The organism is Dictyoglomus turgidum DSM 6724, from assembly GCF_000021645.1.
Taxonomy (GTDB): domain Bacteria; phylum Dictyoglomota; class Dictyoglomia; order Dictyoglomales; family Dictyoglomaceae; genus Dictyoglomus; species Dictyoglomus turgidum.
This window is the reverse complement of record NC_011661.1, coordinates 1485494-1500772: the sequence shown is the minus strand read 5'-3', so window position 1 is coordinate 1500772 and position 15279 is coordinate 1485494. Positions and strand designations below refer to the sequence as shown.

At 34.1% G+C, this 15279-nt stretch carries 14 protein-coding genes and 1 pseudogene; 11 read left to right on the top strand and 4 right to left on the bottom strand.

The annotated features are described in order from the left end of the window. Positions 1-5: 5 nt before the first annotated feature. From DTUR_RS07710 to argS, 4 genes are read right to left on the bottom strand one after another with little or no spacing between them, the layout of a single operon-like run. On the bottom strand, positions 6-479 hold the full coding sequence (locus DTUR_RS07710) for a QueT transporter family protein (protein WP_012583841.1): 474 nt from the start codon (positions 477-479) through the stop codon (positions 6-8). 12 nt (positions 480-491) lie between these two features. Next, on the bottom strand, positions 492-1043 hold the full coding sequence (locus tag DTUR_RS07705) for an HD domain-containing protein (protein WP_012583840.1): 552 nt from the start codon (positions 1041-1043) through the stop codon (positions 492-494). 34 nt (positions 1044-1077) lie between these two features. Next, the gene (locus DTUR_RS07700; RefSeq protein WP_012583839.1) at positions 1078-1716 is read right to left on the bottom strand and encodes an MBL fold metallo-hydrolase; all 639 of its coding nucleotides are present in this window, start codon (positions 1714-1716) and stop codon (positions 1078-1080) included. Positions 1717-1728: 12 nt separating this feature from the next. Continuing rightward, the gene (argS, locus tag DTUR_RS07695) at positions 1729-3381 is read right to left on the bottom strand and encodes an arginine--tRNA ligase (RefSeq protein WP_012583838.1); all 1653 of its coding nucleotides are present in this window, start codon (positions 3379-3381) and stop codon (positions 1729-1731) included. Positions 3382-3500: 119 nt separating this feature from the next. Between argS and uvrC the strand changes: the two genes are divergently transcribed. From uvrC to ispF, 11 genes and pseudogenes are all read left to right on the top strand, one after another. Next, positions 3501-5297, top strand: a complete 1797-nt coding sequence (gene uvrC / locus DTUR_RS07690; RefSeq protein WP_012583837.1) for an excinuclease ABC subunit UvrC — start codon at positions 3501-3503, stop codon at positions 5295-5297. Positions 5298-5390: 93 nt separating this feature from the next. Further along, positions 5391-6278 (top strand): pyridoxal 5'-phosphate synthase lyase subunit PdxS, encoded by an 888-nt coding sequence (gene pdxS, locus DTUR_RS07685; RefSeq protein WP_012583836.1) that lies wholly within the window; start codon positions 5391-5393, stop codon positions 6276-6278. Position 6279: 1 nt separating this feature from the next. Next, positions 6280-6852, top strand: a complete 573-nt coding sequence (gene pdxT / locus DTUR_RS07680; RefSeq protein WP_012583835.1) for a pyridoxal 5'-phosphate synthase glutaminase subunit PdxT — start codon at positions 6280-6282, stop codon at positions 6850-6852. Between the two features lie 2 nt (positions 6853-6854). Beyond that, positions 6855-7292, top strand: coding sequence for a UvrB/UvrC motif-containing protein (locus DTUR_RS07675; protein WP_012583834.1), 438 nt, complete (start codon positions 6855-6857; stop codon positions 7290-7292). Continuing rightward, positions 7289-8359: an ATP--guanido phosphotransferase gene (locus DTUR_RS07670; protein ID WP_012583833.1), complete on the top strand. Its 1071-nt coding sequence runs from the start codon at positions 7289-7291 to the stop codon at positions 8357-8359. Before DTUR_RS07675 ends, DTUR_RS07670 begins: the two co-directional genes overlap by 4 nt. A gap of 15 nt (positions 8360-8374) precedes the next feature. Beyond that, positions 8375-10846: an ATP-dependent Clp protease ATP-binding subunit gene (locus tag DTUR_RS07665; protein WP_012583832.1), complete on the top strand. Its 2472-nt coding sequence runs from the start codon at positions 8375-8377 to the stop codon at positions 10844-10846. 11 nt (positions 10847-10857) lie between these two features. Further along, the gene (gene radA, locus DTUR_RS07660) at positions 10858-12231 is read left to right on the top strand and encodes a DNA repair protein RadA (RefSeq protein WP_012583831.1); all 1374 of its coding nucleotides are present in this window, start codon (positions 10858-10860) and stop codon (positions 12229-12231) included. Next, positions 12219-13274 carry a DNA integrity scanning diadenylate cyclase DisA gene (gene disA, locus DTUR_RS07655; RefSeq protein WP_012583830.1) on the top strand — a complete coding sequence of 352 codons (1056 nt, stop codon included), beginning with the start codon at positions 12219-12221 and terminating at the stop codon, positions 13272-13274. Before radA ends, disA begins: the two co-directional genes overlap by 13 nt. A gap of 261 nt (positions 13275-13535) precedes the next feature. Then, positions 13536-14141: pseudogene (locus DTUR_RS07650) on the top strand (PIN/TRAM domain-containing protein); the annotation flags it as partial. Next, entirely contained in the window at positions 14129-14824 is a 696-nt protein-coding gene (gene ispD, locus DTUR_RS07645) for a 2-C-methyl-D-erythritol 4-phosphate cytidylyltransferase (RefSeq protein ID WP_012583828.1), read from the top strand. The pseudogene DTUR_RS07650 and the gene ispD, both read left to right, overlap by 13 nt. Continuing rightward, positions 14809-15279, top strand: a complete 471-nt coding sequence (gene ispF / locus DTUR_RS07640; protein ID WP_353745315.1) for a 2-C-methyl-D-erythritol 2,4-cyclodiphosphate synthase — start codon at positions 14809-14811, stop codon at positions 15277-15279. Before ispD ends, ispF begins: the two co-directional genes overlap by 16 nt.

Here is a 15279-nt window from a genome sequence, read left to right as displayed (position 1 = left end):
TCTGTCTACTCCTCGGTAAAGAATTTCTTTAAATTTTCATTCCTGAATATGTAAAGAAGAATAGGAAGCCCAATAATGTATGTAGCAATAGTTTCGCCTACTCCTATGTAGAGCACATTTAACAAATAAGGTAGCTTAAAAAAGAGGTGAAGATACAAACTAACCCCGAAAGCATTTATAAGTATTGGAGGAATAGGGGAAAGATAAACATTGGGCATTTTTCTGGTCAAATAGGCTGCAATTAAAGTGAATAAACTCCCAAAAATCACATCTATCCAACCAGCTGGACTAAATAGATTAGCTATTGCACAGCCTATAAAAAGTCCTGGTATGGCTAACTTGTCTATAAATGGAAATAAGGTCATGAATTCTGATATTCTTACTTGAATAGGACCATAGCTTATGGGACTTAAAATTACAGTAAGTACTGAATAAGAAGCAGCATACAATGCTATTTTCGCAACCTTTTTAGATCTCATAAGAGTTCCTCCTTATAATCCTAATTCATCAGAGATTGATTTCATAGCCTCCAAACCTATCGCTATAAACTCTTCTAAACTTAGTCCTAAATCTTCGCAGGTTTTAATTTGATCTCTATTTGCTCCTCTTGCAAAACTTTTTTCTTTAAATCTGTTGAGGATAAAATTCACGTCTAAAGGAGCCAACTTTTTTTCAGGGTGTATTAATGCTGCAGCAACAATGAGTCCTGTTAGAGGATCTACCGCATATAGTGCCTTTGCAAGAAGGGTTTCTCTTGGTAGATTATGTATTTCATTGTGGGCTTTTATAGCATCGATAACATCTTTAGACAGATTTTCGTCTTTAAGTAATTCTTCTGCAAGAAGACTGTGTTTTTCAGGTTCCTTCTCTGTAATTTCGTAATCAATATCATGTAAAAGTCCAGTAAGTCCCCATTTTTCTTCGTCTTCATTAAATCTTTTAGCAAGAGCCCTCATAATGGCTTCTGTAGCCAGCATGTGCTTTATTAAATTTTTATTTTTTACGTACTTTTTAACTTTGTCTAAGGCTTCGTCTCTATTCATAATTAGCCTCCTATGAATTTTATGGAGTTTGAGATTAGTAGGATAGGATCCAAACTTCGGTAGAAGGAGGAAGGGTATCTTTATTTATTTCTATCTCTTTTTCCTCAAATTTTTTTACAGGATAATTAACTTTGTTGATAAAGTCTTCTACTTTAGCAAGGTCAAATTTTAAATGGGGAGTTTTATAGTGCATTGGTATTACCACGTTGGGTTTTAAGAGCTCTACCACCTTCACTGCCCCATTAGCATCAATGGTAAAGGTTCCTCCTACAGGGATGCAAAGTATATTTACTTCTCCGATTTTTTCTTTATATTCATCCGTTAAAATATGTCCTAAATCTCCTAAATGTAATATTTTAATTCCATCAGTTTCAATTAAATAAATGGTATTTGTTCCTCTCTTCTTACCTCTTTCTTCGTCATGAAAGGTATTGAGACCTTTTATCTTTACGCTATTTATTTGAGTTTCACCTTCTCCCTGTACTAATATAGGATTTCCTTTTAAAAGATGGACCGCATTATGGTCAAAATGCTCATGACTTACGGTAACTATGTTAGGTTCCACGTCAGGTAGAGGATATCCAACAGAAGAGTCAAAAGGATCTGTAAGAATCTTTTTACCTTCTGAATTTGTGAAGAGGAAGCATGCATGTCCATACCATCTTATTTTCATAATCACACCCCCTTACATTTTTTCAGGGGCTGAGACCCCCAGTATACTTAAGGCATCTTTTATTATAATCCTAACACAATCCACAAGAACAAGTCTTGCTAAGGTTAATTCTTTATCTTCACTTATTACTTTGTAAGAATCGTAATACCCGTGAAAGAGAGTGCTAAGATTTAAGAGATAAAAAGGAAGCTGATGTATCTCTAAGGTCCTGGTAATATCTTCTAATCTTTCAGGATATCTTAAGAGGTTTAATATTAAATCCTTTTCTTTTTCTTCCTTAAGGAGGGATAAATCTGCTTTATCCAGATCTGCCAAATTATAACCCTTTGTTTCTGCATTTTTAAGTATACTACAACATCTTGCATGGGCATATTGTACATAATAGACAGGATTTTCTACTGATTGCTTTTTAGCAAGATTTATATCAAAGTCAAGCTGACTTTCAGGGCTTCTTAATAAGAAGAAAAATCTTATTGCATCTTTTCCAACCTCTTCTTGAATCTCCTTTAAGGTTATAAAATCTCCTGTTCTTTTTGACATCTTTATTTCTTCATTCCCTCTCATAAGTCTTACCATTTGTACTAAGATTATTTCTAAGATATCCTTAGGATATCCTAAGGCTTGAATTGCTCCTTTTAACCTAGTTACGTGACCGTGATGATCTGCTCCCCACACGTCGATTATCCAATCGAAACCTCTTTGAATTTTATTTAAATGATAAGCAATGTCAGCTAAAAAGTAAGTTGCTTTTCCATCACTTTTTATGAGAACTCTGTCTTTTTCATCTCCAAATTTTGTAGAGGAAAACCAGAGAGCTCCATCTTTCTCATAGGTGTACCCATTTTGTCTTAAAATTTCTAATACCTCTTTTACTTTGCCGTTTTCATGTAGGGTTCTTTCACTAAACCAGACATCGTACTCTACTCCGAAATTTAGGAGTGTTGTTTTTATGTCTTCTAACATTTTGCTTAGGGCATATTCTTTGAAAAACTTCTTTTTTTCTGTCTCATCCATTGATTCTATCTGGGATTTTTGGTTCAATAACTCTTTTGCTAACTCTATAAGGTAATATCCATGATAACCTTCTTCGGGAACTTGATAGTCATAACCTAAGAGCTGCATATATCTTGCATATAGAGATTCGCCAAGAAGATCAATCTGGTTCCCAGCATCATTTATATAAAACTCCTTTTCTGTATTCCAACCTATTCTCTTAAATAGATTTGCTAAAGAATCACCAATGGTTACTCCTCTTGCATGGGCGATATGCATGGGGCCTGTAGGGTTGATGCTTCCAAACTCAATCTGTATCTTTTTCTTTTTTGAAGGTATTTTTACAAAATCATCTATATCCTTTCTAATTAATCTGAGAGTTTCCCATAAAGCTTCATCATTAAGGAAGAAGTTTATAAAACCTGGTCCAGCGATCTCTATTTTTTTTACAAAGGGTGATTTTTTAATGTACTCTGAAATTTTTTCAGCAACTACTCTCGGCGGTTTTTTATTTTTTTGAGCAATTTGGAGAGCAACAGCTGTTGCGTAATCTCCATATTCTTTTTGTTTTGGAGTTTCTACAATAATCTCAATATCGTCTACTATAAAATTTTCTTTTTCTTTTAAAGAATTTACAGCTTTTTTTATGAGCTCATAAATATGTTTCCTCATGCTCTATTCCTCGCTTTATTATTTATTAAAAACTATTTTAATAATATACCCTATGTTAAAATTCAATGCAACTTTTTTTGTTGAGGTTTATTTTTAGTTGATTTAAAATTATCTATGGTATGAAAAATGATAGCATATTAAACCTTAAACAAAAAGTAGAAAATTTTCCAGAAAGCACTGGAGTATATATCTTTTACGATCACTCAGGTAAAGTAATTTATGTAGGTAAAGCAAAAAACCTGAGAAAAAGAGTTTTGTCTTATTTCAGTGATTCGTCTCCTAAAAGTGCTTATATTTTGAAGAAAGCTCAAAATATAGAGTTTTATATAACTGATACAGAGACGGAAGCTTTGATTTTGGAATCGGTTCTCATTAAAAAACATAGGCCCATTATGAATATTCAACTAAGGGATGATAAACAGTATCCATTACTGAAATTGACTTTGTATGAGGAATATCCAAGGCTTATTCTCGCAAGACGTTTTGAGGATGATGGGGCAAAATATTACGGACCATATACCCAAAGTGGAACTGTAAGAGAGACCATATCTATGGTTAAAAAACTCTTTAATTTAAGATCTTGCAATTGGAATTTGCCAAAATCAAAGCCTAAAAGACCCTGTTTAAATTACTTTATTGAAAATTGTAAGGCACCATGTCAGGGATATATTACCAAGGAGGATTATCAAGAGATTGTAAGAGAAGTAATAGACTTTATGGAGGGGAGATATGAAGAGATCATAAATAAACTTTACAATGAAATGCAGAAGTATTCTAAGAATTTAGAATTTGAAAAGGCTGCGAAAGTAAGAGATAAAATAAGATTGTTGCAGAATTTAAGCGAAAAACAGAAGATCCTTACCTTCAATAGAGAGAATAAAGATTTAATCCAATTCTATGTGGAGGATCATAAGGCAAAAGTGCTTGTTTATTTAATAAGGGAAGGAAAATTGGTTGAAAAGAGGATATTTAATTTAACTTTACCCGAAGAATATTCCCGAGATGAACTCCTTGAAAGTTTTATTTTACAATACTATTCAGTAAGAGATATCCCTGAGATCATAGTACTCCCCTTTTTGGTCTTTGGAGGAGAAGTGGACTTGAAGGAATTTTTGTGTAGAAGAAAGGGGACAAAAGTAGAAATAAGGACACCAGAAAGCGAGGATGAGGAAAAACTTTTAAATATGGCATTAAAGGATTTGACTATTGAGAGTTTAAGATCAGAAAAGGTGTGGTTAGCTCTTTCCGAACTTCAGAGAATTTTTAACTTGCCTAATCTGCCTGTTGCTATAGAAGGGTATGATATTTCTAATCTTCAAGGAAGAGAAGCAGTAGGGGCAAGGGTTTATTTTCAAAATGGATATCCCGATAAAAATAGGTATAGAAGGTATAAGATTAAGTATACAGAAGAATCACCCAACGATTATTTAATGCTCCAAGAAGTGATAAAAAGAAGACTTAATAAAATTGAGGAAGATCCCTTGCCAGATATTATGCTCATAGATGGAGGAAAAGGACAACTAAATGCGGTATTAGAGGTTTTTGAGGAATTAAAAATAAAACCTAAGTTTATATTAGCTCTTGCGAAAGAGAGAGAGGAAATTTTTGTTCCAGGAAACTCTGATTCTATTTTGCTTCCTTATGATTCTCCTGCTCTGCATCTTCTCCAACAAGTAAGAGACGAGGCTCATAGGTTTGCTGTTTCTTATCATAGGAAATTACGTAGTAAAAAATTAATAGATTCTCATTTGGAAAAAATACCTGGCATAGGAGAAAAAAGGATGAAAATTCTTCTTGAGGCTTTTAATGATTTAGAAAGTTTGAAAAAAGCATCTTTGGAGGATTTGAAAAAAATTCCAGGAATCTCTGAAAAAATTGCTGAGAAAATTTATCTTTATTTCCATAAGTCTTCTTAACAAAATTTTAATATACTATATTTTGACAAATTCATATAAAAGGAGTATACATTTAGAAAAATATCGATGGTTTTTTAAAGGAGGGTGTTATAGATGCAGGTCTTTACAGGAACAGATAAAGTAAAAAGAGGTTTGGCTCAGATGCTAAAAGGCGGAGTAATTATGGACGTGACTAACGCTGAGCAGGCTGAAATTGCTGAAGAGGCTGGTGCTGTGGCTGTTATGGCTCTTGAAAGAGTTCCTGCTGACATAAGGGCAGAAGGTGGAGTAGCAAGAATGGCAGATCCTAAAAAGATAAAGGAGATTATGTCAGCAGTTAGTATTCCTGTTATGGCGAAAGTTAGGATTGGTCATTTTGTGGAGGCTCAAATTTTAGAAGCTCTCGGGGTAGATTTTATTGATGAAAGTGAGGTTTTAACTCCTGCCGATGAAAAATATCATATAAATAAACACGCTTTCAAAGTTCCTTTTGTTTGTGGTGCTAGGGATTTGGGAGAAGCTCTAAGAAGGATTGCAGAGGGAGCAGCTATGATTAGGACAAAAGGAGAGGCGGGAACAGGAAATGTGGTAGAGGCGGTACGTCATATGAGACAAATTATGGACGAGATAAGGTCATTAGTTCTTCTCCCCGACGAAGAATTAGTGGCAAAAGCAAAAGAATTAGGGGCTCCATTAGATCTTATAATAGAGACAAAAAAATTAGGAAGACTTCCTGTAGTGAATTTTGCTGCTGGTGGTATTGCTACTCCTGCTGATGCTGCTTTAATGATGCATCTTGGCGCTGATGGAGTGTTTGTAGGATCTGGAATATTTAAATCAAAGAACCCAAGAAAGAGAGCAAGAGCCATAGTTCTTGCTGTTACTTATTATGATGATCCTTATGTATTGGCGGAGATATCGGAGGATTTAGGAGAGCCAATGCCTGGTATTGATGTAAGAAAGCTATCTGAAAGTGAATTATTGCAGGTGAGAGGTTGGTAAAATGAGGATAGGAATACTTGCTATACAGGGTTCTGTAGTAGAACATGAAAAAATGTTAAAAAGGCTAGAGGTTGAGACAGTTTTAGTAAAAAAGCCAGAACATTTGGATATTATTAATGGGATAATTCTTCCAGGAGGAGAAAGTACTACCTTTTTTACTCTTTTAGAAAATCGTCTACTCTTTGATGTATTAAGAGAAAAGTTGGCTAATGGGCTGCCTGCTATGGGAACATGTGCTGGACTAATTTTGCTTGCAAATAGGATAGAAAATCATCCTGATCAAAAGACTCTTAAAGTATTAGATATAACTGTGTCTCGTAATGCCTATGGTAGGCAAAGGGAAAGTTTTTCTACTTATATAAAAATTCCTATTCTTGGTGAAAAGGAATTTGAATGTGTGTTTATAAGGGCTCCTCAAATTGTTGAGATAGGCAAAAATGTGAAAGTTCATGCAACTTTTGAGAATAAACCCATATTTGTAGAGGAAGGTAATATATTAGGTTTGACTTTTCATCCTGAACTTACTGATGATTTGAGAATACATGAGTACTTCTTAAAGAGGTGTTCAGAATAGGGATGAAATGTGATTTTTGTAATCAGAACGAGGCTGTATATGTCTTGGAGATAAGCGATGAAAAAGGGAAAAGAAAATATTCTATTTGTGAATATTGCTTAAAGCAGGTTATAAAAGATATATTTCAGGGTAATTATTTTATGAGAGACGAAAAAGTCAAAAGATGTCCAAAATGTAATAGAAGTTTAGAAGAAATTAAAGAGACAGGTATGTTAGGTTGTAGTTATTGTTACAGTTATTTTAGAGATGAAATAGGTAAACTGGTATATCAATATCATGGGAATAAAGTTCATAGAGGAAGAGTTCCAATTAAAAAAGAATTTAAAACGGATAAAATATTAAAATATAAAATTGAACTTTCCAAGGCTATAGAAGAAGAGGATTATGAAAAGGCCGCAAAATTAAGAGATCTTCTTAAAAATATAGGGAAGGGTGGATGAGAGAGTTTTATTATAAGTATCTTAAATGGTTAGGAGAAGAAAAAGGTAATAATAGAGAGGTGATATTAAGTACTAGAATAAGGCTTGCAAGAAATTTAGAAGATTTTGTTTTTCCAATCCAAGCAACAGAGTCTCAAAGAAGAAGAATTCTTAATAAGGTGGAATGGGTTTATAAAAATGATCTAAATTTTGGTGGATATGAGTTTTTAAAATTAGAAAAGTTACCAAATCTTGTACTCGAATCTTTAGTTGAGAAACACCTGATAAGCGACGATCATTTAGATAATATTAAAGGTGCTGGACTTTTAGTAGATAGAGATGGTAAACTTAGTGTAATGATAAATGAGGAGGACCATTTTAGGTTACAAGTATTGAGTAGTGGCTTAGAGCTAAAGGAAAGTTGGCAAAGATTACTTTCTTTAGAGGAGAGTTTTTCTGATTATTTCAAGTTTGCTTTTGATGATAAATTGGGTTATTTAACTTCTTGTATAACTAATCTGGGATGTGGAGTTAGGATTTCCTTTATTGTGCATCTTCCGGGATTAACCTATTCTGGTAAAATAAAAGACTTTCTCAGGAAACTTAGGTCAGCCAAAATTCTTATAAGGGGTATTTATGGGGAAAGAAGTAAACCTATCGCAGGTTTTTACCAAATCACAAGCAGATCCTCCTTAGGAATTAAGGAGGAAGATTTGATTGAAAAGATGGAAAAGATGGCAAAGAAGATAATAACTGAAGAGCTGGTAACAAGAGAATTTCTATTTGAGGAACAAAAAAGGTATGTGGAAGATGTGATAGGTAGAGCATATGGAATATTAAGTAATGCAAGATATCTAAGTAGTATTGAGGCTATAAACTTATTATCAGATTTGAGATTTGGAATATATTTAAAAATGTTAGACATACCCTTAAAGGTTTTGGATCTTCTTATGATCTTAATGCTACCAGCGCATTTGCAGCTGAAATATGGAAAAGAAATGGATTCTGAAGAGAGGGATGGGGTGAGAGCAGATTTGTTGCGTGGTTTTCTTAAAAATTATAAAATAAATCCGGGAGGTGTCGTTTAAGGAGGTGCATAAAAAATGATGGATAAACTAACACAAAGGGCATATAGAGTACTACTCTTAGCACAGGAGGAAGCACGTAGGCTTAATTATTCTACGGTGGGGACAGAACATATTCTCCTGGGGTTGATACGTGAGGAGGGAGGTATAGCAGCTCAAGTCCTTATTAATTTAGGACTTGATCTGAATCAGCTCAGGAATGAGATAGAGAGATTGATAGGTCGTGGAGATGGTACCTCCTATGGAGCACTTCCCTTCACTTCAAGAGCAAAGAAGGTTCTGGAATATGCTTCTGAATCGGCTCAGGAACTTAATCATAACTATATTGGAACTGAGCATTTGCTTCTTGGACTGTTGAAGGAAGGTGAAGGTGTAGCAGCTCATGTTTTGGAGGGAATGGGAGTAAGATTAGAAGATGTTACTATAGAGATATTAAAACTTCTTGGTGAGCCTATAGATCCAACTAAGATAAGAGGCAGACAACAAATGAATACTTCTAATAATAACTCCTTAAAGAAAAAGAGAACAGTAACAGCTACCTTGGATGAGTTTGGTCGAGATCTAACTCAACTTGCAAGGCAAGGCAAATTGGATCCTATTATTGGGAGAGAAAAAGAGTTAGAGAGGATAATTCAAATACTGAGTAGAAGGACTAAAAATAATCCTGTTCTTGTGGGAGAACCTGGTGTTGGTAAGACCGCTATAGTAGAGGGTCTTGCTCAAAAGATAGTAGATGGTGAAGTACCTGATACTTTGTTAAATAAAAGGATCGTTGCTATTGATATGGGAAGTATCGTGGCTGGTACAAAATATAGGGGTGAGTTTGAAGAGAGAATGCAAAGGATCATTGAGGAAGTTAAGATGGCAAAAGATGTCATCCTTTTTATAGATGAGATTCATACCTTGGTTGGGGCAGGAGCAGCAGAAGGAGCGGTTGATGCAGCAAATATTTTGAAACCCTCTCTTGCAAAGGGTGAGATACAATTAATTGGTGCTACAACCCCATCAGAATATAGGAAGTATATTGAGAAAGATGGGGCATTAGAAAGAAGATTTCAGCCTATAATGGTTAACGAGCCTACACCTGAAGAGACTATACAGATATTGAAAGGTTTAAGAGAAAAATACGAAAATTATCATAGAGTTAAAATTACCGATGAGGCTATAGAAGAAGCAGTCAAATTGTCAGTTAGATATATAACCGATAGATTCTTGCCTGATAAGGCGATAGATGTAATAGATGAAGCTTCAGCGAGGGTAAGATTGAGAAAACAAAAGAGCACAGTGCATAGTAATTTAGAACTTGAACTCGCGAGAATAAGAGAACAAAAGGAGATTGCTATAAGAAATCAAGCGTTTGAAAGAGCAGCTCAGTTAAGAGATGAAGAAAGAAAGATTGAAGAGTATCTTAGAAATTTCATAGATACATCTTCTCCTTCTGATCTTGGAGTTGTAACTCCTGAAGATGTGGCTCAAGTAGTGGCTACTTGGACTGGAATACCTGTAGCTCAACTTCTAATTGAAGAAAGAGAAAGGCTATTAAGAATGGAAGAAGAGCTTCATAAGAGAATAATTTCTCAGGATGAGGCTGTAAGGGTGGTCTCAAGGGCTATAAGAAGATCAAGATCTGGTTTGAAGGATCCAAGAAGACCTATAGGTGTGTTTATGTTCTTAGGACCAACAGGGGTTGGAAAGACTGAGCTTGCAAGGGCACTTGCAGAGTACCTCTTTGGAAATGAGAATGCTTTAATTAGGTTTGATATGTCAGAGTTTATGGAGAAGCATACTGTTTCAAGGTTAATTGGTGCTCCTCCTGGATATGTGGGATACGAGGAAGGAGGACAACTTACTGAAAAAGTTCATAGGAGACCTTATTCTGTTATTCTCTTTGATGAGATAGAAAAGGCTCATAGTGATGTATTTAATATCCTTTTGCAAATAATGGACGAAGGACAACTTACCGATGGTCATGGTAGAAGAGTAAGTTTTAAGAATACTATCTTGATAATGACTTCAAACTTTGGAGCAGAGTATTTTAAGCAAGAGGCAAGTATAGGGTTTGCTTCTAAAGAGGATAGGGAAAAGTCTTTTGATAAAATTAAAGATTTAATTTTGAGTGAGATGAAGAAGTACTTTAGACCAGAGTTCTTGAATAGGCTTGATGAGATTGTATTCTTCAAGCCACTTACCAAGGAAGATTTGAAGCAAATTTTAGAATTATTACTCAAACCAGTCCAGGAGAGGATAAGAGAAAAGAAGTTGGAATTAGAAATAAGTGATGAGGTAAAAGAACTATTACTTGAGAAAGGATATGATCCTCAGTATGGAGCAAGACCTTTAAAGAGAACTATTCAATACTATATTGAAGATCCATTAGCTGAATTTATACTTCAAGGGGATTTTAAAGAGGGAGATATTATAAGAGCAGAACTTGATAAAAAGGGAGAAATAGTGTTTAGAAAGATGACTCTTGCGAAGGAGCCTTCATAGTAAGTTTTTAAATGTCAAAAGTAAAGAGCAAGTTTGTATGTCAAGTATGTGGATATGAGAGTGTAAGATGGTTTGGCAGATGTCCTAACTGTCAAAGTTGGAATTCCTTTATTGAGATTACCGAAAAAAAGCAGGGTTTTAATAATAGAGAAAGTAAAGAAAATTTGGGGGTATATAGATTAGAAGATATTTTGAATTATGAGCCTGTCAGGTTGAAAACGGGCCTGACAGGTTTTGATTATGTTATTGGTGGGGGAATTGTGGAGGGGGAAGTAATTCTCTTGGCAGGAGAGCCTGGAATTGGCAAATCTACGTTACTTTTGCAACTTGCTATATCGCTTGATAAAAATGATACAAGAGTTTTATACATCTCTGCCGAAGAATCTTTATCACAGGTGGGACTAAGATTAAGGAGATTAAATTCAGGTGATAAGTTAAATATTGATTTTGTGTCTGAAAGAGATATTGAAAATATATTACCAAACCTTGAAAATTCTAACTATTCACTAATAATTGTAGACTCTATTCAAACAATTTATTCCTCTGAGTTTCCTACTTCTCCGGGAAATGTGGTTCAGGTGAGAGAATGTACTTCTAAATTAGTAGATTTTGCGAAGAAGAATAATATAGCTGTCATATTAGTCGGGCATGTTACTAAGGAAGGAGATATTGCAGGACCTAAAATATTGGAACATTTAGTTGATGCGGTTTTATATCTTGAGGGTGAAAGATATCATGATTTAAGGATATTAAGAGTAATTAAAAACAGATTTGGTCCTACTAATGATTTCATACTCTATGAGATGAAAGAAAATGGACTTTTTGAAGTAGAGGATATCTCTGCAAAGGTAATTGAAAATAGAAATACTAATGTTTCAGGATCTATTATTATACCAATTATGGAAGGAACAAAACCATTATTGATAGAATTGCAGACCCTTGTAAGTAGAACAAATACATCATATCCCAGGAGGATTACTTCAGGTATAGATCTTAATAAATTGGTGCTTATATTGGCCATTCTTGAGAAAAAGCTAAATATTAGTTTCTCTGATAAAGATGTATTTGTAAATGTAGTGGGTGGAATAAAAATAAGTGAACCTGCAATAGATTTAGGACTTGCCTTTGCTCTACTTTCTGCGTTGATAAATAAACCTTTTCCATCTGATATGGTAGCTATAGGGGAGATAGGACTCGGGGGAGAGGTTAGAACTGTTCCTCACATAGAAAGAAGGTTAAAAGAAGCAAAGAAATTTGGCTTTAATAAAGCATTAATTCCTAAGGACAGCAAAGTTAAGTCGTATGAATATAATATGAATGTGCGGACTATTACAGATATTGGTGAGGGAATAGATTTAGTTTGGGGGGAAAAATGGCGGAGTTAAAGAAGTTTGCATTACAGGCTTTAAGATTTGTAGCTCCTGGAACTCCACTGAGAGAAAGTTTGGAACAAATAGTAAAAGCTAAGACAGGAGCCCTAATTGTTGTTGGAGAAATAGAAAAGGTTAGACCTCTTATGAACGGTGGTTTTCCCTTAGATATAGATTTTACTCCGAATAGGTTATATGAGTTGTCAAAAATGGATGGTGCTATTATACTTTCTAAGGACGGAAAGAAGATATTGTTTGCTAATGTTATTTTATTACCTGATCCTACTATTTCCTCTTCTGAAACTGGGGCAAGACATGCTACTGCTGAGAGGGTTGCTAAACAGACAGGGTGTCTTGTTATTAGCGTCTCTCAAAGAAAAGATACTATAACTTTGTTTCAAAATGATTGGAAGTACGTTTTAAGAGATGTGGAAGAGATATTGACTAAAGCCTCTCAAGCTCTTCAAACCATGGAAAGATATAGAAACATTTATGATGATCTTTTAAACAGACTTAATTCTCTTGAATTGGAGAACCAAGTTAATATATATGAGGTTTTATCTTTTTTACATAGAGCCTGCATGTTATTTACTATAGGGAAAGAAGTAGAAAATTATTTAATTGAACTTGGGGTAGAAGGGAGACTTATAGAGATACAGCTAGAGGTTCTACTTACTGGGGTAAAAGAAGAGACTGTTTTGGTGATAAAAGATTATGCTAAGAAAGACAAAGATCCTGAGGACATTTTGAGGGAATTAGTTGCTAATTTTAGAGGGAATTTCCAAGAATTTTCTTATATAGCTGGAGAGATCTTAGGCTATAGAAAAGAAGAAATAGATACAGGAATAATAGTGGTATCCAAAGGATATAGAATTTTAAATAGGATTGCATCCATACCTTCAAGTGTGATTGAAAAAATTGTTAATTATTTTGGTGATCTGCCAAGAATCCTGGAGAGTAGTTTTGAGGATCTTGATAATATTGAAGGAGTTGGGGAGGTGAGGGCTAAAAAGATTAGAGAGGCATTAACAAGAATGCAGAGAATTTTAACTTTTTAATATTTTAATTTTAAGGGATTTATTTATAATCACATTATTATGGGGGACTGAAAATTCATGAGAAAAAATTGGAAATTATTATTAATAGTGACTTTTATTCCTTTTATGGGCGACTTTGTTCTGTCATCTTATCTTTTATGCTCTAACTTTAGAAATCTATGGAATATGTTTAATTTCATTTTTTCTCTTTTGGTTTTAAGTATTTATATTATTTTTGCAAGAAAAATTAGATTTTTTGATCTTGTAAATTTTCCTTATGTAAAGATTTTAGATACAAGTGTTATTATAGATGGTAGAATTGTAGATGTTTTAAAGACTAATTTCATAGAGGGAAAAATCATAATACCTCGTTTCGTTCTTAAGGAACTTCAACAACTTGCTGATTCTTCTGAATCACTTAAGAAAAATAGGGGTAGATTCGGTCTTGATAATTTGAGTCAGATAAGGAAAGAACTTGGCAGTCAGGTAATCATTGTAGATATGGATTTTCCAAAAGTGCAAAGTGTGGATAGTAAGTTAGTAAAACTCGCTAAGACTTTAGGCGGTAAGATTATTACCAATGACTATGGTCTAAATAAGCTTGCTAAAATTGAAGGAATAACGGTTTTAAACATCAACGAGCTTGCAAATGCATTGAAGCCTATTTATCTTCCTGGGGAAGAAATATTGATAAGTATAATAAAGGAAGGAAAAGAACCCGGACAAGGTGTGGGATATCTTGAGGATGGTACTATGGTGGTAGTGGAAAATGGTAAGAAGTATATTGGACAAACTGTTAAGGTTACTGTTACCAGTGTTTTTCAAACAGCTGCAGGGCGATTAATTTTTGGTAGGGTAAAAGAGGAGAAAGAGCATTGGAAAAAATAACTGGAATTATTGTGGCTGCAGGTAAAAGTAAAAGATTTGGAGAAGATAAGCTTCTAATTGATATAAAAGGTATGCCTATAGTGTATTATTCATTAAGAAAATTAAACGATATAGAAGACTTAGAAAGAATAATTCTTGTAGTGAGGGAGGAGATGGTAGAGTATTATAAAAAGAAAATAAGTAATTGGGGATTGGAAAAAATCTATAAGATAATTCCAGGAGGAGAGGAAAGACAAAATTCTGTCTATAATGCGTTAAAATCTATTAACTTTTCCTGCGATTATATACTTATCCATGATGCAGCAAGACCTCTTATATCAACTAAAAAGATAAAAGAACTTATAGATTTTTGTACAGAGAAAAAAGTTTCGGCTATCCTTGGCATTCCTGTAAGAGACACTATAAAGGTGGTAGATAAGAATTCCAAGAAAGTTATAGAAACTCTTGATAGAAGCAAACTATGGCTTATTCAAACTCCTCAGATGTTTCCCTTTGAGATAATTAAAAAGGCTCACGAAAAAGCGGTAGAAGATAATTTTATAGGGACCGATGATGCTTCTTTAGTAGAAAGATTAAATATTCCTGTTTATATAGTAGAGGGAGATCCTTTAAATATAAAGATTACCACTAAGGATGATCTGTTATGGATAGAAGGGATTATACAAAAATTAGAGTTGGTTTAGGTTATGATGTGCACCCTTTTGAGGAAGGAAGAGAGCTTTTTTTAGGAGGAATAAAGATACCTTTTGATAAGGGTTTAAAAGGCCATTCTGATGGGGATGTTTTAATACATGCTATAGCAGATGCCCTTTTAGGGGCATCTGCATTACCTGATATAGGTTATTTTTTTCCTGTTGATGATAAAAGCATTGAGGGTATTCCTAGCACTATTATTCTTGAGAAGGTAAGAGATTTGTTAAAAGAAAAAGGAGTGAATATAATTAATATCGATTGTACAATTATTGCTGAAGAACCCAAAATTATGCCTTTTAGAGATAAAATTATTAAGAATTTGTCCTCAATATTGAGGATTCCTGAGGATTGCTTGAGTGTAAAGGCTACTACTAATGAAAAATTAGGCTTCATTGGAAAAAAAGAAGGAATAGCAGTTTTTGCTGTAGCTCTTGTAAGTTATTAA